Below are 16,693 nucleotides of genomic sequence, written 5' to 3'. Positions count from 1 at the left end.
GATGGGGTTCCCCGAATACAGGGGCCGCCGGCTCCGGCGCAACGAGACGCTGCGGCGGATGGTCCGCGAGACGAAGCTCTCGGTGGACGACCTGATCTACCCGCTGTTCGTCGCGGCGGGGAAAAACATCCGCCGTGAAGTCCCATCGATGCCGGGCGTGTTCAACCTCTCCGTCGAGAACCTGGCGAAGGAGGCGCGCGAGGTCGCCCGCCTCGGCATCCCCGCCGTGCTCCTCTTCGGCATCCCCGCGAAGAAGGACCCGCTGGGGAAGGACGCGTACTCCGACCGGGGGATCGTCCAGACCGCGGTGCGGGCGCTCAAGGACGCCGTGCCCGAGCTGGTCGTGATCACCGACGTCTGCTTCTGCGAGTACACCGACCACGGCCACTGCGGGATCCTTAAAGACGGCGACGTCGACAACGACGCCACGCTCGAGATCCTGGCCAAAAGCGCCGTCTCCCACGCCCGTGCCGGGGCCGACATCGTCGCGCCGTCCGACATGATGGACGGCCGCGTGGGTGCGATCCGCCGCGCGCTCGACAAGGAGCGGTTCCGCAACGTGCCGATCATGTCGTACGCGGCCAAGTACGCCGGCGGATTCTACGGGCCGTTCCGCGACGCGGCCGACAGCACGCCCTCGTTCGGCGACCGCCGCTCCTACCAGATGGACCCGCCCAACGCCCGGGAGGCGCTGCGCGAGGTCGCCCTCGACATCGAGGAGGGCGCCGACATCGTGATGGTCAAGCCCGCGCTCTCCTACCTCGACGTCATCCACCGGGTCCGCGAACGGTTCGACCTGCCGGTGGCGGCCTACAACGTCAGCGGGGAGTACTCGATGGTCAAGGGGGCCGCGAAGCTGGGCTGGATCGACGGCGACCGGGTGATGATGGAGATCCTCGTGTCGATCAAGCGGGCGGGCGCGGACCTGATCATCACCTACGCCGCGAAGGAAGCGGCGCGGGCGCTCGGGAGGTGACGGGCTTGGCGGAGCGGGATGCCGGGCCGGCGTACCGCGTCGTGGAGCTCGTCGACGTGAGCGACCGGACGATCGAGGAGGCGCTCAACCGCGAGGCGGGGGAGGGCTGGCGCTTCGAGTCGGTCCACTTCGTCACGCAGCCGGGGAACCGGCGCCCCGCCATGGGATTCCTGTTCTTCACCCGGGCGGAACGGCCCGGGGTCCGCTGAGGCGATGGCGTACGACGCGCGGGACGAGCGGCGGGAGCGGGACCTCACCGCGCGGCGGGGGCGCTACCTTTCGCGCCTGATCGGGAAGGCGGCCGACCTCATCGTCGCGATGTCGCTCTGGCACATCCCCGACGCGGCCGGGGCCTGCGCGTCGCTCTTCTACATCCTCATGTGCGACGGATTCCCCGGCGGGCGCAGCGCCGGGAAGTGGCTCACGGGGCTCAAGGTCGTTCGGATCGACCGGGACGCGATGGACTTCCCTGCCTCCATGAAGCGGAACTTCACGGTGGCCGTCCCGTTCCTGCTCTACCTCCTCCCGGCGATCGGCCCGTTCCTCGCCTGGACCGTGGGCGCGGCGATCCTGTTCGTGGAGGCGTACCTCGGGTTCTACGATCCCGAGGGGCAGCGGGCGGGGGACACCGTCGCGGGGACGCTCGTGGTGGAGTTCCGTCAGGAATCCGATGCCAACCCTGTATCTGATCGACGGGCATAACGTCCTCTACAGGACCTTCTACGGCGTCCCGCGGCTCACCGCGCCGGACGGGACGCCGACCAACGTGGTCCTCGGCGTGGCCCGCATTCTCCTCAAGATCCTGCGGACGGAGGAGCCCGCGGGCGTCGCCGCGATCTTCGACTCGCGCGAGCCCACGCCGCGGCACGCGCTCTTCCCGGAATACAAGGCGACCCGGCTGAAGGTGCCGGAGGACCTGCTGGCGCAGATTCCGCTGGTCGACGAGCTGATCGACGCGCTGGGGGTGCGCCGCGTCGCGATGCCCGGCGTCGAGGCGGACGACATCATCGGCACCCTCTCCCGGAAGGCGGAGGAGGAGGGGATGGACGTCGTCATCGTCTCCTCCGACAAGGACATGTACCAGCTCGTCTCGAAGCGCGTGAAGGTGCGCGACGGCCTCAAGGGGAACGAGGTCGGGGAGGAGCAGGTCGTGGAGACCTTCGGCGTCCCGCCGGACAGGGTGGCCGACCTGCTGGCGCTGGCGGGCGACCCGTCGGACAACGTCCCCGGAGTCGCCGGCATCGGCGAGAAGACGGCATCGGAGCTGATCCGCGAGTTCGGCTCCCTCGACGCCGTGCTGTCGGGGACGGAGAGGCTCAAAGGAGCGCGGAAGGAGAAGATCGCGAAGGGGGCCGACGCCGCCCGGCTGTCGATGAAGCTGGTGACGATCGACCGCGGCGTTCCGCTGCGCGAGAAGGTCTCCGCGCTCGCTCCCGCCCCGATCGACGCCGCGCGCGTGGCGCCGCTGTTCCGCCGGCTTGGCTTCCGCAAACTCCTGGAGGAGCTCGACCTGCCCGCCGCCGCGCCCGCCGGCAAACCGGGACGGGGCCCGGAGACCGTACCCTGGAAGCGGGCCGCCGGCCCGGAGGAGCTCGTTTCCGCGCTCAAGGGGAAGAAGCCGCGCGCCGCCGGCCTCGCGTACGACGGAGACCGGCAGACGTGCGCCGCGTTCGCCGTGGAGGGGAGCGGAGTCTTCGTCCTGCCCCCCGATTCGGCCGCCGCCGCGGCCCGGGCGCTCGGCCGCCTCGGCGCGACCGTTCATCTTTTCGACGGGAAGGCGCTGTACCGCAAGGATACGGAGGGCGGGGAGGACCTGCCGCTGTTCGACCTGCAGGTGGCGGGATACCTCCTCGCGCCCGAGGAGGGGACGCCGACATTCCCCAAGCTGCGCGCCCGCTACCTGCCGTCGTCGCTGTCGGCCGCCGAAGGGGAGTCGCGCGAGGACCATGCGGCGGAGCTGGCGGAAGTCACGCTCGCCATGGGGGAGAAGCTGGAAGGGATGCTCCGCGACGCGGGGCTCGTCGAGGTGTTCCGCGATCTCGACATGCCGCTGTTGCCCGTCCTGCACCGGATGGAGGAGCGCGGCATCCGGATCGACCCGGAGATCTTCAGGGAGCTGTCGGTGGAGCTTGCCCGCGACATCGCCGCCATCGAGAAGAAGGTGGCGGAGGCCGCCGGCGGCGGCTTCAACATCAATTCGCCCAAGCAGCTCGCCTTCCTGCTCTTCGAGAAGCTCAAGCTGCCGCCCGTCAAGAAGACCAAGACCGGCTACTCCACGGACGTGGACGTGCTCGAGCAGCTCAAAGCCCTTCACGAGATCCCTTCGATGGTGCTCGATTACCGGACGCTGGCGAAGATCCGCTCCACGTACGTGGAGGTCCTCCCCGGGCTGGTCGATCCGAAGGACGGCCGGATCCACAGCACCTTCAACCAGACGCAGGCCGCCACCGGCCGCCTCTCCTCCTCCGACCCGAACCTGCAGAACATCCCGATCCGCACGGAGCTGGGGGCGCGCATCCGGGCCGGCTTCGTCGCGGACCGCGGGAATGTCCTCGTGGGGGCGGACTACTCCCAGGTGGAGCTGCGGCTCCTGGCGCATCTTTCCGGCGACGCGGAGCTGATCCGCCGGTTCCGGGGCGAGGAAGACATCCATACCGCCACCGCCGCCGCGGTCTTCAACGTCCCCGCCGGCAGGGTCACCGCGGACCAGCGCCGCAAGGCCAAGGTGATCAATTTCGGCATCCTTTACGGGATGAGCCCGTTCGGCCTCTCCCGGGAGCTGGGGATCGGGGGGAAGGAGGCCAAGGAGTACATCGAGCAATATTTCCACCGGTACCCAGGGGTAAAGGAATACATTGAGGATATAAAGGCAAGTGCCCGGAAAAACGGGTATGTTTTGACGATCATGGGGAGGCGTCGCTTCCTGAAGGACATCGACTCGCAGAACCGGGTCCTCCGGGAGGCCGCGGAGCGGATGGCTGTGAACACGCCGATCCAGGGGAGCGCCGCGGACCTGATCAAGCTGGCCATGATCCGGGTGGACCGCGAGTTCCGGGGGAAACGGATGGACGCGCGCCTGATCCTCCAGGTGCACGACGAGCTGATCGTCGAGGCGCCGGAACGCGAGGCGGCGGACGCGGAACGGATGCTCACCGGGGCGATGACGGGGGTGGCGAAACTGTCGGTGCCGCTGACCGTTTCCGTGAGCCGGGGGAGGAATTGGGGGGAAATCCACTGAAAAATCCCCTGCTGCCCGTGAATAGTCCGCGGGGCGGCTCCGTCCTATGACTGAGAGCGCCGGCAAGGACGTCCGGGACGACGCGCTGATCCGCGCGACCCTCGGCGGCGACCAGGAGGCGTTCCGGGAGCTCGTGGAACGATACAAGACGCGGGCTTTCGCGGTCGTCGTAGGGATCGTAGGGAACCGGGACGACGCCCTCGACGTGGTCCAGGAATCGTTCGTTAAGGCGTATTACAAGCTGAAGGAGTTCCGGTTCGGGTCGAACTTCTACACCTGGTTCTACCGCCTGCTGGTGAACCAGGCGATCGACCGGTGGAGGAAGACCTCCCGCTCGGGGGATGTCCCCCTCGACGAAACCTGGCTCACCGAGGACGCATCGCCCCCGGACTCCTTCGCATACCCGGCCACGCCGGAGGAGCTCCTGATGAACCGGGAGCTGGGGGACGCCCTGGAGAAGGCGATCGCGGCGCTGCCGGAGCATCACAGGACGGTCATCCTCCTGCGGGAGGTCGAAGGGATGTCGTACGAGGACATCGCCAAAACGATGGGCTGCTCCACGGGGACGGTCATGTCCCGGCTGCATTACGCGCGGGAGAAACTCAAGACGGCTTTGGGCCGGCACGTGAAGGGGTAGGGACGATGGTGGATTGCGGAACCGCGCGCAGGATGATCGAGCACAGGGCCGACGGGCTGCTGCCGGCCGAGGCGGGGGCGGAGCTCGAAGCGCACCTTTCCGCCTGCGCCGCGTGCGCGGCCGAGCGGCGGAATACGGAAGCCGTGGGAAGGATGTTGCGCCTGCACGCCGCGGTGAGCGCAGGGACGGCGGAGCCGGCGCTCGACGCGATGTGGACCCGCGTCCGGGCGGGCATCGAGGAGGAAAAGGCCGCGCGGCGCGCCTTCCCGGCCTGGAGATGGGTCTGGCTGCCCGCGGCGGTCGCCCTTGTGGTTTTCGGGGTCCTGTTCTACCCTACGGGGACGGATCGTTCGCCGTTCAACCCTCGCACCTTCGATGTCTCCGTCGAGGACGTGGAGTCCGATATCGCCACCGTGGCGCTTGTGGACAAGGGGGAGGAGCTGCCCCGGGTGATCTGGATCATCGAAAATGCCGAGTCCTAAATCCGTTCCCCCGGCGGCGTCCGGGATCGCCGCGTTCCTCCTCGTTCTCCTCCTGCTCGGGAGCGCGGCGGAGGTATGCCTTGCGGGCGGAGCCGTGACCGTCGACCTCGGGACGGTGTACGCCTCCAACAAGGGGGACGAGGTGGATCCGGGCCTGATGAATCTCCGGGGGAAGCTGCAGGTCATGTTCAACTACTCCTCCTATAAAATGATCGACCGCAGGCGGCGCACCCTGGCGGTGGGGGAGTCGGGAACGTTCGAGCTGCCGGGGCGCCGGGCGATGCACGTCAGCCCGCTGCCGGCGCCCGGAAACAAGGTCCGCCTCTCCGTCCAGATCCGGGAGGGAGGGAAAAACCTCCTGACGACGACCGTGGGGATGTCGCGCGGCGGCATGGTCCTGGTCGGCGGCCCGTCCCACGAGGACGGGGTCCTCATCCTTATCCTTTCCGCAAGCTGATCCCCCCCCCGGATTTTCCCTCAGGCGGTTGAATAACCGCCTCCCCCCCTTCGTCGGAACAGGTACGAACGGCTGCAAGGGAGGTGGAGAGATGAAAAAGACCATTTGCATACTGCTGGCACTCGGGATGTTGGCGGCGTTCCCGTACGCAGCGCTTGCGGGCGGCAGAGGCGGCGGGCATTTTCACGGACACGGCCACGGCTTCGGAGGGTTCTTCGCCGGGCTGGTGGGCGGCGCGATCCTCGGCACCATCATCACGAGCTCGCAGCCCGCGGTGGTCTACTCGGCCCCGCCCCCGCCGGTCTACGTCCCGCAGGAGCGGGTCTGGATCCCCGGACGGTACGAGATGCGGTACGAGCGTCAGTGGGTCCCGGGGTACTGGTCGTCCGACGGGTATTCGAGGGTGTGGGTCTCCGGACGGTACGAGAACGTCCGGGTAGAGGTCTGGGTTCCCGGCCACTGGGAGGTACGCGGGTAACCCTCAACATGATTCACTAACGTCGGGCATCTTCCCTCCCCATCATGATCCCGACGGCCGCCCCGGGAAAGTCCCGGGGCGGTTTTTTTTACGATTTTTTCCTACGGCAGCGGGAAAGAAAAGGGGATGATCCCCAGGGCAGACCATATCGAAAGGATGGAGTCGACAGTTTCCTCCGCCTCGGCGAATTTCACGTCGACCGGGATCGTGGGATCTTTTTGGTAAAGCTCTTTTGTTTCCTTCCAGTTTTCGAAGAAGGATTCCTTTCCTCTGCAATCGATGCTGCGGGATTCGCATGCAATCCGGAATTCCAGTCCGGCCGCCGTCCAGAAATCCTTTCGGGTGATGGGCCTGAACCGGATGATCTTCGACAGGTCGTACAGATCCTTGACCCGCACGGCTTCCCCGGGTTTTCGTACTTTCGCGCGGTAGGCGGGGAGGGTGCTTAAAAATGCTCGCGCCTTTTCTCCGGCAATGCGCTCCAGCGTGTACGCTCTGATGGAGACTCCCTCCAGTTCCATATCCGCCACGGATGCTTCCGACAGCGTTTCCGGAGCCGATACGTCGATCGTCAGCGAAGGCAATCCTCTCGTTCCGAGGTTTGCGTGGTCGATCAGGGAAACGGTGGCGAGGAACCCGTCCCAGCCCAGAGGATGGCCGTCTTTGGGATTCGCGTCCACGCGCAGGTTTTTCAACTCGTATCGCACCGGATCCTTCGATTCGAAATAACGGGAGATCGCGCGGCTTAAATGTTCCTCCAGAAAATTTTTCTGCGCTTCCCTGTCCGGGTGTCGCCTGGCGAAGACGGCATCGAGGTTCGAATCGATGTCCAGCGATTTTCTTTGCGCTCCCAGGAGGCGGTTGAGGATAAGCGCTCCCTTGAATACGAGAGCGTTCCTGATTTCCCGATCTTTCCCCAAGGCGAGGAGCAACTCGTTCAGGACTTCATACTTCCAGTTGTCGCGTTGGGTTTCGTTCATTTCAGGGGGTCAGCACATTCCATGAACGATCCGGCCGGGGGAGGTTGATCCCCCGGAGCAGCGGGATGGTCGGAACTTCTTCGAGACCGAATATCCTGTCTCTGGATTCCTCGAGGAACGAGCGGAGATTCTTGCCGGGGGAATGTCCCAGCAGATCGAGCATGGCTCCGGCCCTTCGGATCAGCGGATCGATCTTTATTCGTCTCAGGTAGTCCGACATCAGATCTTCATCGAGTTGACCCGAATACCGCTTCCATGCCTCGAAGACGACCTCCGGCCCGCCGCAGTGGAGGGGATACTGCAGAGTATCCAACAGCGTCTGTTCCACGGTCGAGATTCTTATGTTCGTTCTGCCGGATACGATCCGGGTTTTTATGCCGGGAATGGTATTCGCCGCGCGCTTTATCGAATAGAACGGGACTCCCATATATGTGAATGCATGGGTTCCGAGCCTGGATCTGCCCGGTTCGATTTCCCGGTCGGGGCTCGTGGAAGACGGTTCACGCGCATCGACGTTCGCGGTGCCTGTCGGGTGGATCAAAGAGGCAATGTGATGGTGCACGGGTACTTGCGTCGTAAGGTCGTAATAGGACAAGGCGGAAAAAAAACAGATCACTCCTTTCTGGTTATAGGCCTGGAGCAATTCCACGGGCTCGATCTCCGGTTCCCTGGATTCCCGGATCCCGAAAAGGATGAACTCTTTCGAAGGAGAATCCTTCGATGGTTCGCCATGGACTTCGACCGGCAAACAGGACGCCAGTCCCATATGGATCAGGCGATCGATGATCTCTTTACCGGTGGGAAACGTTGTGGGCAGATCCAATCCTTTCCGGATTTCCATGAAGATCCGGGAAAGGTTGTGACGGGTCAAGCACCGGGTGGACGGCAGGGAAGGCGTTGGTGTGGAAAGCCGCTCGGTAAGGGAGCGGAGGAATTCTTCCCATCGGTATGGGAAGCGAATAGCCACTGGCCGGTTTATCACCTTTACCTGTTATGCTTGCTTCGCAAGCATAACAGGTAAAGGTGATAATGTCAATCCTCACCGGATCGATCGACGGCCGGCCGGTGGATCCAGCCGGAATTGCACCGGCAGAACGAATTTCGTTTCGCCGCCGCGGAACGCCGGCGGGGGAGGAGGGAAGCGCCCCGCGCCCGAGACGGCCTTGAGAGCCGCAGCGTCGAGGATCGGGCTGCCGGAGGAGCGCTCGACAGCCACCGACCCGACCCGGCCGTCGCCCCGGACCTCGAATCCCACGACGACCGTCCCTTCGTGCCCGAGGCGGCGCGCGGCGCGCGGGTACTCCTTGCGGCGGTCGATGCTTCCGAGGAGCAGATCGATGTATCCCGCCCTCGCCTGCGAGGACGGGTCGCCCTCATCACCCGTCCTTGAGCCGCCCGGCGCTTCCGAGCGCGCTCCGGGCGAAGCGGCGCCGCCCGATCCCTGTCCTGATCCGGCAACGGCTGTCGGATGTGCAGCACCTGCGGCAATAATCCCGGAAACATCGCCTGTGCGCTCCGGTTCCGCCGCGGTGGCCGGGACCGCAACCGGCGCGGGCCCGGCGAGAGCAGGAGGAACGTCGGGGATCGATGCGGGAACGGAAAGCGGGCCCGGTTCGGCGGGGGACGGACGCGCGGGCGGCTCGCGGACCGCAGCGACGGCCCCCCCGGCTGCAGATCCCGCCGCGGCGGGCTTCGCGGGGGCCCCGGAACCGCCGGGCGCATCGACCAGCTCGAACAGGATCACGCGGTGGAGCGCGGGGAGGCGGGGGAAGCCGGCGAAGGCGACGACGGCCGCGCCCAGCGCCGCGTGGAGCGCCAGCGAGAGGGCGCCGAACCTCAGGAAAGCGCCCCCCGCGCCGATCCGTGTAGCGTCCGTTGACCGCACGGCCCACCCCGCGATGAAGGAATCACAAGCGCCGGGAACCATGATATCGCGCCCGCGCAGGGGATTTCGCGGTATAGTTCCATCAAATTCCGGGCGAGGGGGAGGGCGTCATGGACCGGCGCGAGTTCCTTCGGCTTTCGGCGGCGGCAGGGGCGGCTCTTGCGGGAGGCGGCATCTTTTCCGGGTGCGACCTCGAAGATCTTGCCCTCCAGGGGGTGCGCATCGTCGATCCCCACGCCCATCCCGACCAGTTCTACCTGAACGTGAGCGAGCCGGCGGACAAATCGTCGTTGATCGAAAACATCGTCGGGGTCGGCATGGTCGCCAGCTCCTTCGCGGCGATCGGCGACCTTCAATACCTGTCCGATCCCGCCACGCTCGGAGCGGGCGAACACGAGAGCACGAAATACCAGATCTCCCTTGCGCAGAAGCTGGCGGACGACGGGAAGGTGAAGAAGGTCCTCAAGACCGCCGACATCCCGTACGCGATCGGGGTGGGAGTTCTTCCCGGCGCGATCTTCGCCGTCGAGGGGGGAGATCCTTTGACCAGCGGCGCCGTCGGCGCGGATCCACAGTACATTGCCGACCGGCGGATCGACGAGTATTACGCGCTCGGCGTCCGGATCTTCCAGCTCCTCCATTACCGGCACAACGACCTCGGGGATGCGCAGTCGACGCGCATCCCGAGCGACCCGAGGGCGCCGTACGGCGGATTGAGGCCGCTGGGCGCGCATGTCGTCGCCCGGCTGCAGGAGAAGGGGATCCTCGTCGACGTCGCGCACGCCGACGCGAACACGGTGCGGGACATCGCGGAGATCGCCCAGAAGCCCGTCATCGACTCCCACACCGGCCTGCGCCCCGAAACGGGAGAGACGCCCTCCCGCCGGCTCCGCACCTGGGAGGAGATGGAGGACATCGCGGGCACCGGCGGGGTTGTTTGCAGCTGGCCGTTTGCATGGCAGACCGACTCCGCGTCGCGCCTGACGCTCGCGGAGTGGGCGCGCGAGCTCGTCCTGATGAAGCAGCGCCTGGGCATCGCGCACGTCGGGATCGGCACCGACGGCGGAGGCGGGCTGCCGGCGAAGGTCGAGGGATATGCGGGGGTCCAGGACCTCGGCGCCCTCGCGCTTGCGCTGCGCAAGGCCGGCATGTCGCAGGGCGACGTGAAGGCGGTCCTCGGCGGGAACGTCCTGCGCGTTCTGAAGGAGTGCATCGGGTAGCCCGACCGAGCGCAACGCGATAGACATGCCCGTATCCGCCGCCGCAGTAGGAGGCTGGTGAGAAATGCGGGCTAGGGACGGGGGGGAGCGGCGGTGGAGATGTACGGCCGCAGGCGCGGCGACGCGGGCGCGGAAGGCGATGCGGGCGGCCCCTCGGGGACGCCGCTGCGCAACTCGCTCTGGAACCTTCTGTTCCGCGTGCTCTCCGCGACCGACTACGCCCGGACGGCGTGGTCGACCGTCCTTCGCGGCGCGGCGCTTTCCTTCTTCCGGGAGCCGGTCGACGAGCTGCCGCTTTCCGACAACGACGCCTCCCGGCTCGCGCTCAAGGAGCGTTTCTTCGCGCTTCCGGAGCCGGCGGTGTACGCCCTGTTCGAGTTCTTCCTGACCAGCGACGAGGCGGGGCTGAAGGAGGTGGACCGGAAGCTGGTCCGCCGCGCGCTGAACGAGCTGCTCGAGCGGGAAGACGCGGAGGTGCGCCTGTACCGGGACCGGTTCCGCCCGTACCAGGACGCGCTCGGGTTCAACGAGACGGTGGAGGCGGAAGAGGCGGTGCGGCTGTTCGACCTCGACGCCGCGAAGCGGCACCTCGACGCGGCGCAGGTGTACCTCATCGGGCGCCCCGAGCCGGAGCCGCGCCCGGCGCTGCGCGAGGCGGTCCTCGCGGTGGCCGCGACCGCTTACGAGGTCGCGAGGCGCGGGACGCGGGAAGGGGATCCGTCGCCCGTCCTGCGGGTCGGATCGGTGGCGCACGCCGCCCGCGCCGCGGGGATCCCCGGGCCGCTGCTGCCCGGCATCGAGGCGCTGCTGCGCCGCGCGCACGCGCTCAGCGGCCTGCCGATGGAAGGGGAGGGAAGGCCGGAGGAGCCGGAGCCCGTCGACCTGCGCGAGGCGCGCCTGCTGGTCGTGTTCGCCTCGTCGCTGATCGTGCTGCTCCTCCGAAAGAAGGAGGAAGAGGGGAGCGCGTTCGCCTGAGGGGCCAAGCCGCCCTTCATGCCCGCGGGATCCCTTTCGGCGCCTCCGGCCCGCGCCGCAGCCGCACCAGCGCATCCACCACGTCGACGGCGCGGTCCACCGCCGCGAAAAGGTCGAGGTTCCCCTTCGACACCGCGCCCAGCGCCGCCGCGCGCCGGCAGTACTCCATCACCGGATCGAACCACCCGCCGGTGTTCGCGACGACGATCGGGCGGGAATGGAGGCCGAGCTGCTTCCACGTGAGGATCTCGAAGAACTCGTCCAGCGTGCCGAACCCGCCGGGCAGGATCGCGAAGGCGTCCGCCAGGCGGCTCATCTCCTTTTTCCTCTCATGCATCGAGCGGGTGACGATCATCTTCGTCAGCCCTTCGTGCGCGAGCTCCTTCGTGCAAAGGAAACGCGGGATGACGCCCGTGACCTTCCCGCCTCCCGCGAGCACGGCGTCGGCGAGCACCCCCATCAGCCCCACGGAGCCGCCCCCGTACACCAGGTCGATCCCTTCCCGGGCCATCCGTTCGCCGAGCTCCCGCGCCTCCTCGCGGAACGATTCCGGGAGGCGGTTGCTCGAGCTGCAAAAGACGCACAGGCGGCGAAGATACATGCAGGGGAAAATAGGCTCTCCGGAGGAAAAAGGGAAGAGGGAACAATTCCCTTGACACGGCGGGCGCCGGGTAAATACTATTAACACTATAGACATTATGGAGGATGCTGTCATGCCGAAATGGTTCGAGGACAATTCGCTCTCCATCGGGAACACGCCGCTGGTCCGCCTGAACCGGATCGCCGCCGGGACGGGCGCCACCGTCCTGGGCAAGGTGGAAGGGCGTAATCCGGCCTACTCGGTGAAGTGCCGCATCGGCGCCTCGATGGTATGGGACGCGGAAGAGAAGGGGCTGCTCGGGCCGGGCAAAACGATCGTCGAGCCGACCTCGGGGAACACGGGGATCGCGCTGGCCTACGTGGCGGCCGCACGCGGTTACGAGCTGATCCTCACGATGCCCGAGACGATGAGCGTGGAGCGGCGGACGGTCCTCAAGGCGTTCGGGGCCAAGGTCGTCCTGACCGAGGGGGCGAAGGGGATGAAGGGGGCGATCGCGAAGGCGGAGGAGATCGTGGCGTCCGATCCCGCGAAGCATTTCATGCCGATGCAGTTCGAGAACCCGGCGAACCCCGCCATCCACGAAACGACGACGGGGCCGGAGATCTGGGACGCCACCGGCGGCGCGGTCGACGTGCTCGTCTCCGGCGTAGGGACCGGCGGCACGATCACCGGCGTCTCGCGGTACATCAAGAACAGGAAGGGGAAGAAGATCGTCTCGGTGGCGGTGGAGCCGGCCCACAGCCCGGTCATCACGCAGAAGCTCGCGGGGCAGCCGCTGGTCCCCGGCCCGCACAAGATCCAGGGGATCGGCGCGGGATTCATCCCCGGGACGCTCGACCTTTCCGTCGTCGACCGCGTCGAGCAGGTGACCAACGACGAGTCGATCGCTTACGCGCGGCGCCTGGCGCGGGAGGAAGGGATGCTCTCCGGGATCTCCAGCGGCGCGGCGGCGGCGGTGGCCGTGCGGCTCGCGGCGCTCCCCGAGTTCTCCGGGAAGACCATCGTCGCGATCCTGCCGGACGCGGGCGAGCGGTACCTGACTACGGCGCTGTTCGAGGGATGGTTCGAGTCATAGGCCATATCGTCCCGACGTACAGCGTGACGATGCCGAGGGTGAGCGGCCGGCGCTCCACGGTCGCGCAGCCGGCGGCGCGCATCATCGCCGCGAACAGCTCCGGCTCCGGGAACGACAGCACGGACTCGGGGAGGTATTCGTACGCGTCCCTGCGCGAGAAGATCCCGGCGATCCGCGGCAGGGCCCGGGTGAAGTAGAAGCGGTACAGGGCGGCCAGAAGGCCCCGCTTCGGGACGGAGAACTCGAGGACCACGACGCGCCCGCCCGGGCGGACGACGCGGCAAAGCTCCTTCAACGCCAGCTCCCGATCCACCACGTTGCGGATGCCGAAGGCGACGCAGGCGGAGTCGAACGATCCGTTTCGGAAGGGGAGCGATTCCCCGGCCGCGCGGGCGAAGGAGACGTTCGCACCCCGCCCTTCCTTCGCGCACTTTTCGCGCCCGATCCGCATCATCTCGAGCGACAGGTCCGCTCCCGCGACGCTCGCGGAGGGTCCCTTCTGCCGCAGGATCTCCAGCGCCATGTCGGCCGTGCCGGTCGCCAGGTCGAGGTGACGCCCTCCGGTCTCCGGCGACATCTCCGACACCGCGACGCGCCGCCACCGGCGGTCGATCCCCGCCGACAGGAGCCGGTTCAGCAGGTCGTACTTCGGCGCGATCCGGGAGAACATCTCCCCGATGGCGCGGTTCCGTTCGTCGAGTCGGTACAAGCCGGATTTCCTCCAAGGCATGCAACGGGTAAGAAGTATACCCCAAGAGTGCGTTCTTGCCTTTTCCGGGGCTAATTTCGATAATGATCCCGCGTCCCGAAAACGGAGTGCGTCCCCTATGATCATGGTCATCGAATGCGGGAGCTGCGGCTCCCGCTTCCGGCTCGCGAAATCCCTGTTCAAGGATTCGCGGGCGATCCGCGTCCGCTGCCGGAAGTGCGGCGGGCAGATCGTCGTCGAGAATCCCGATCTGCCGGCCTTCGCGGAACCGCCGCCCGAGCCCGCGCCGCCGCCCGAGCCCGTGCCCGTGCCTGTGCCCGAGCCGGCGATCTCGCTTGCGCCGCCGCCGGACGAGCCCGTAACGGAGCCGCAGCCGTCCCCGGAACCGCCGCCCGCCGCCGACCCGACGCGGGCGATGGCGGAGCTGCTGCGCGAGATCGAGGGGGAGCAGGATCGGGAGCCCGCCGGGCCGCCCGAATCTCCCGAGCCGCGCGATCTCTCGCGGGACCTCCCACCCGAGTTGACACGGCGAACGGATTCCTCCTACGGGACAGAGGCGCTGGCGTCCGCGCTGGAAGACCTGTTCCGGCAGCAGCCCGCTCCCGCGGCCGAACGGGAAGCCGTTCCCCCCGTTCCGAAAGAGCCGCCGAAGGCCGGGCCGGCCGTTTCCGCGGCGCGGAAGGAACAGCCCGTGACGGTCCGCGAGCGGCCTCCGTACGCCAGTCCCCTGTTCGTCGTGCTGGCCGTCCTCTGGGTCCTGCTGCTGGCCGGGGCGGCGCTCTTTTTCGGGACCGGGTATTTCGACCGGTTCAGAGGGAGCGGGCGCGCGCAGGGAACGCAGGACGCCTCCGCGAAGGGAACGAACGCCGGGCCGGTCTACGAGGTCAGCGACGTGCGCTATTTCCTGGATAACGCATACGAAGGGGGAACGATCTTCGCCGTCGCGGGGAACGTCACGAACGTCGCCCGGATCGAGACGGGCGATATCCGCATCCGGGCGCTGCTCTATGGGCAGGACAACGCGTTCCGCATGGAGAAGGAGGTCCTCGCGGGAAACTGGATCGAGAACCAGGTGCTGCGCCACATGAAGCAGGACGCCGTCGAGGAGTTCCTGACGCGGAAGTCCGGGAGCCGGGAGATCCCGAAGGGGGAATCCGTCCCCTTCATGGCGGTGTTCTTCGATCCCCCCGGGAAGGTCGAATCGATCGAGGTGAGGGCCATCGCCGCGCCGGGCCGATAACCTTCGCCCGGATTGAATATTTCCCGCCCCGGGACCCGTCTAATCTGCATGATGCGAGGGGAGGATCGCTTGCCATGAAGCTCGCAAAGCAAGCCCTTTTTCTGATGATTTTCGCCTCGATCGCTTTCGTTGCGCCCGTATCCGCAGCCGAGACGGACGACGAGGGGATCCCGGCGTATTCGATAGCGCGCCTCAAGGTGCTCGCCGGGACGGCCTGGACCCGGTCCGCGGAGGACGGCGACTGGGCGGAGGCCTCGACGAACACCCCCTTGACGCCGAACAGCCGGGTCAGCGTCCCCGAGGGATCCGAAGCCGAGCTGCAGTTCCACGGCGGGCAGTTCGTCCTGCTCCGGTCGGGCACCGACCTTGAGGTTCGGGAGATGGCGGAGCAGAAGACCGCTTTCCGCCTGCGGGCGGGCGAGATCCGGTTCGACCTGCCGGGCGACGACTTCGCGCCCGTGAACGTCCGGGTCCCCGGCGGCGGCCGGGCGGAATTCCCGACGCCGGGGCGGTACTGGCTCACGGTGAACGACGACGACACCACGCGGCTCGTCGTCCGGCGGGGCGAGGCGTCGGTCTCGCAGGACGGCGCGAAATACCGGATGAACGAGGGGGACACGGCGACGATCGGCCGCGACATCACGGTCGCGAGGTACGAGGGCCCGCCCGACAGCGAGCCGCTGCCCGAGCCGTTGTCGGAGACCGAGCGCAGCGCCGGCGTCCCGCCGGTGGTCGGATACGAGCTGCGCGATTACGGCGAATGGGTCCACACGCCGGCGTACGGCTACGTCTGGCGTCCCCGCGTTGCGGCCGGCTGGTCGCCGTACACGTACGGGCGCTGGGTCTGGATCTCCCCGTACGGATGGACATGGGTGTCGTACGAGCCGTGGGGCTGGTACCCGTATCACAGCGGCTACTGGTACAGCGATCCGGTGTTCGGATGGTGCTGGTCGCCGTTCCACTCGTTCGTCTCGGTGGGGTTCGTCTTCGGGATCCACGACCACTTCCACCATAACGCCTTCTTCCACCACCGGCACTTCCGGTTCCACACCAGCAACGTCCGGTTCGTGTCCGACGGGCGCGACTTCCGCTGGGTGCCTCTGCGCCCCGGGGAGCGTTTCCGCCGTGCGGACATCCCCCGCGGCGACGCGCGCCTCGCGCGTTTCGATCGCCGGCTTGAAGGAGGCCGGGTGTTCTCGCGCTCCGGCCCGTCGGGCGGCGGCTCGCGGAGCGAGTGGCGCGACGTGACGGTCGTGCGGACCGAGCGGCAGGCGGCGATCCGGACCGACTCCTCCGGCAGCGGGCGCAGGGACGTCCGCCAGGTTCGGCCGGAGCTGCGCGGCAGCGTGCCGCAGGGCAGCCGTGGGCAGGGCGGATCGCAGCAGCGGCAGCCGCAGGTGACGGCCCCGCGCAGCGGATCCGGTTCGTCCGGCTCTTCCGGCTCGCGCTCCGCGCCGGTAGTGCGGGACGGCGCGACGCGGTCCGGAGGGAGCGGCTCCGGCTCCGGCGGCGGCTCGCGAGGGGGCGGCGGATCCGGCGCAAGGTCGCGGGACAGCGCGCCGGTCGAGATGGAGCGCGCCCCGGCCAGGCCGGCGCCTGACCGCAGCATCGGCGGCGGCAGCGGCGGTTCGCGCGGCGGGGACGACTCGCGCGGCGGCGGCGAGTTCCGCGGCGGCGATCGCGGCGGCGGTTCGCGCGGCGGCGGAGAATTCCGCGGAGGCGGCGGTTCGCGCGGCGGCG

The 16,693-nt window shown here is 67.7% G+C and carries 18 protein-coding genes; 13 read left to right on the top strand and 5 right to left on the bottom strand.

Translation table 11 applies throughout. From position 1 onward, the window contains the following. Position 1: 1 nt before the first annotated feature. The 8 genes from hemB (at position 2) to AB1346_05855 (ending at position 6,268) form a co-directional block, all read left to right on the top strand. The gene (hemB, locus tag AB1346_05890) at positions 2-976 is read left to right on the top strand and encodes a porphobilinogen synthase (GenBank protein MEW6719961.1); all 975 of its coding nucleotides are present in this window, start codon (positions 2-4) and stop codon (positions 974-976) included. Between the two features lie 5 nt (positions 977-981). Next, positions 982-1,185 carry a DUF4177 domain-containing protein gene (locus tag AB1346_05885; GenBank protein MEW6719960.1) on the top strand — a complete coding sequence of 68 codons (204 nt, stop codon included), beginning with the start codon at positions 982-984 and terminating at the stop codon, positions 1,183-1,185. Positions 1,186-1,189: 4 nt separating this feature from the next. Beyond that, on the top strand, positions 1,190-1,678 hold the full coding sequence (locus AB1346_05880) for an RDD family protein (protein MEW6719959.1): 489 nt from the start codon (positions 1,190-1,192) through the stop codon (positions 1,676-1,678). Further along, a complete protein-coding gene (gene polA, locus AB1346_05875) occupies positions 1,647-4,214 on the top strand; it encodes a DNA polymerase I (GenBank protein MEW6719958.1) in 2,568 nt (855 codons plus the stop codon). The genes AB1346_05880 and polA overlap by 32 nt, the downstream gene beginning before the upstream one ends. A 46-nt stretch (positions 4,215-4,260) precedes the next feature. After that, entirely contained in the window at positions 4,261-4,851 is a 591-nt protein-coding gene (locus AB1346_05870) for a sigma-70 family RNA polymerase sigma factor (protein ID MEW6719957.1), read from the top strand. Positions 4,852-4,856: 5 nt separating this feature from the next. Further along, positions 4,857-5,333, top strand: coding sequence for a zf-HC2 domain-containing protein (locus AB1346_05865; GenBank protein ID MEW6719956.1), 477 nt, complete (start codon positions 4,857-4,859; stop codon positions 5,331-5,333). Next, positions 5,320-5,790, top strand: coding sequence for a hypothetical protein (locus AB1346_05860; GenBank protein MEW6719955.1), 471 nt, complete (start codon positions 5,320-5,322; stop codon positions 5,788-5,790). The genes AB1346_05865 and AB1346_05860 overlap by 14 nt, the downstream gene beginning before the upstream one ends. A 91-nt stretch (positions 5,791-5,881) precedes the next feature. Then, entirely contained in the window at positions 5,882-6,268 is a 387-nt protein-coding gene (locus AB1346_05855) for a hypothetical protein (GenBank protein ID MEW6719954.1), read from the top strand. Positions 6,269-6,369: 101 nt separating this feature from the next. Here the strand turns inward: AB1346_05855 and AB1346_05850 are convergent, their stop codons facing one another. The 3 genes from AB1346_05850 to AB1346_05840 form a co-directional block, all read right to left on the bottom strand. Then, positions 6,370-7,248 carry a nucleotidyl transferase AbiEii/AbiGii toxin family protein gene (locus tag AB1346_05850; protein ID MEW6719953.1) on the bottom strand — a complete coding sequence of 293 codons (879 nt, stop codon included), beginning with the start codon at positions 7,246-7,248 and terminating at the stop codon, positions 6,370-6,372. A gap of 1 nt (position 7,249) precedes the next feature. Next, positions 7,250-8,089, bottom strand: coding sequence for a hypothetical protein (locus tag AB1346_05845; protein MEW6719952.1), 840 nt, complete (start codon positions 8,087-8,089; stop codon positions 7,250-7,252). Between the two features lie 198 nt (positions 8,090-8,287). After that, positions 8,288-9,133 (bottom strand): energy transducer TonB, encoded by an 846-nt coding sequence (locus tag AB1346_05840; protein ID MEW6719951.1) that lies wholly within the window; start codon positions 9,131-9,133, stop codon positions 8,288-8,290. Between the two features lie 110 nt (positions 9,134-9,243). Here AB1346_05840 and AB1346_05835 point away from each other — a divergent pair, with 110 nt between their 5' ends. Further along, entirely contained in the window at positions 9,244-10,353 is a 1,110-nt protein-coding gene (locus tag AB1346_05835) for a membrane dipeptidase (protein MEW6719950.1), read from the top strand. A gap of 93 nt (positions 10,354-10,446) precedes the next feature. Further along, positions 10,447-11,328 carry a hypothetical protein gene (locus AB1346_05830; GenBank protein MEW6719949.1) on the top strand — a complete coding sequence of 294 codons (882 nt, stop codon included), beginning with the start codon at positions 10,447-10,449 and terminating at the stop codon, positions 11,326-11,328. Between the two features lie 16 nt (positions 11,329-11,344). On the opposite strand, the gene AB1346_05825 is transcribed toward AB1346_05830, so the two are convergent. Continuing rightward, positions 11,345-11,929 (bottom strand): TIGR00730 family Rossman fold protein, encoded by a 585-nt coding sequence (locus AB1346_05825; protein ID MEW6719948.1) that lies wholly within the window; start codon positions 11,927-11,929, stop codon positions 11,345-11,347. 112 nt (positions 11,930-12,041) lie between these two features. Here AB1346_05825 and cysK point away from each other — a divergent pair, with 112 nt between their 5' ends. Further along, complete coding sequence (cysK, locus tag AB1346_05820) at positions 12,042-13,004, top strand: cysteine synthase A (protein ID MEW6719947.1); 963 nt, start codon at positions 12,042-12,044, stop codon at positions 13,002-13,004. Here cysK and ubiE read toward each other — a convergent pair. Then, positions 12,970-13,734, bottom strand: coding sequence for a bifunctional demethylmenaquinone methyltransferase/2-methoxy-6-polyprenyl-1,4-benzoquinol methylase UbiE (gene ubiE / locus AB1346_05815; protein MEW6719946.1), 765 nt, complete (start codon positions 13,732-13,734; stop codon positions 12,970-12,972). The two genes, cysK and ubiE, sit on opposite strands and share 35 nt — an antisense overlap. A 97-nt stretch (positions 13,735-13,831) precedes the next feature. Between ubiE and AB1346_05810 the strand changes: the two genes are divergently transcribed. Together AB1346_05810 and AB1346_05805 are read left to right on the top strand one after the other, a co-directional pair. Further along, positions 13,832-14,953, top strand: a complete 1,122-nt coding sequence (locus AB1346_05810; GenBank protein ID MEW6719945.1) for a hypothetical protein — start codon at positions 13,832-13,834, stop codon at positions 14,951-14,953. A gap of 74 nt (positions 14,954-15,027) precedes the next feature. Next, the coding region (locus AB1346_05805) for a DUF6600 domain-containing protein (protein MEW6719944.1) at positions 15,028-16,693 on the top strand (1,666 nt) is incomplete at its 3' end.

Source organism: Thermodesulfobacteriota bacterium (genome assembly GCA_040758155.1).
GTDB lineage: Bacteria > Desulfobacterota > Deferrimicrobia > Deferrimicrobiales > Deferrimicrobiaceae > UBA2219.
The sequence above is the reverse complement of the archived record's forward strand: the minus strand, read 5'-3'. Positions and strand labels throughout refer to the sequence as shown.

Excerpts from the sequence above, each read along its gene's own strand:
- cysK (MEW6719947.1), top strand. The coding sequence starts at position 12,042 with ATGCCGAAATGGTTCGAGGACAATTCGCTCTCCATCGGGAACACGCCG.
- AB1346_05835 (MEW6719950.1), top strand. The coding sequence starts at position 9,244 with ATGGACCGGCGCGAGTTCCTTCGGCTTTCGGCGGCGGCAGGGGCGGCT.
- AB1346_05880 (MEW6719959.1), top strand. The coding sequence starts at position 1,190 with ATGGCGTACGACGCGCGGGACGAGCGGCGGGAGCGGGACCTCACCGCG.
- AB1346_05860 (MEW6719955.1), top strand. The coding sequence starts at position 5,320 with ATGCCGAGTCCTAAATCCGTTCCCCCGGCGGCGTCCGGGATCGCCGCG.
- AB1346_05845 (MEW6719952.1), bottom strand. The coding sequence starts at position 8,089 with ATGGAAATCCGGAAAGGATTGGATCTGCCCACAACGTTTCCCACCGGT.
- hemB (MEW6719961.1), top strand. The coding sequence starts at position 2 with ATGGGGTTCCCCGAATACAGGGGCCGCCGGCTCCGGCGCAACGAGACG.
- AB1346_05870 (MEW6719957.1), top strand. The coding sequence starts at position 4,261 with ATGACTGAGAGCGCCGGCAAGGACGTCCGGGACGACGCGCTGATCCGC.
- AB1346_05850 (MEW6719953.1), bottom strand. The coding sequence starts at position 7,248 with ATGAACGAAACCCAACGCGACAACTGGAAGTATGAAGTCCTGAACGAG.
- AB1346_05810 (MEW6719945.1), top strand. The coding sequence starts at position 13,832 with ATGATCATGGTCATCGAATGCGGGAGCTGCGGCTCCCGCTTCCGGCTC.
- ubiE (MEW6719946.1), bottom strand. The coding sequence starts at position 13,734 with ATGCCTTGGAGGAAATCCGGCTTGTACCGACTCGACGAACGGAACCGC.
- AB1346_05825 (MEW6719948.1), bottom strand. The coding sequence starts at position 11,929 with ATGTATCTTCGCCGCCTGTGCGTCTTTTGCAGCTCGAGCAACCGCCTC.
- polA (MEW6719958.1), top strand. The coding sequence starts at position 1,647 with ATGCCAACCCTGTATCTGATCGACGGGCATAACGTCCTCTACAGGACC.
- AB1346_05855 (MEW6719954.1), top strand. The coding sequence starts at position 5,882 with ATGAAAAAGACCATTTGCATACTGCTGGCACTCGGGATGTTGGCGGCG.
- AB1346_05865 (MEW6719956.1), top strand. The coding sequence starts at position 4,857 with ATGGTGGATTGCGGAACCGCGCGCAGGATGATCGAGCACAGGGCCGAC.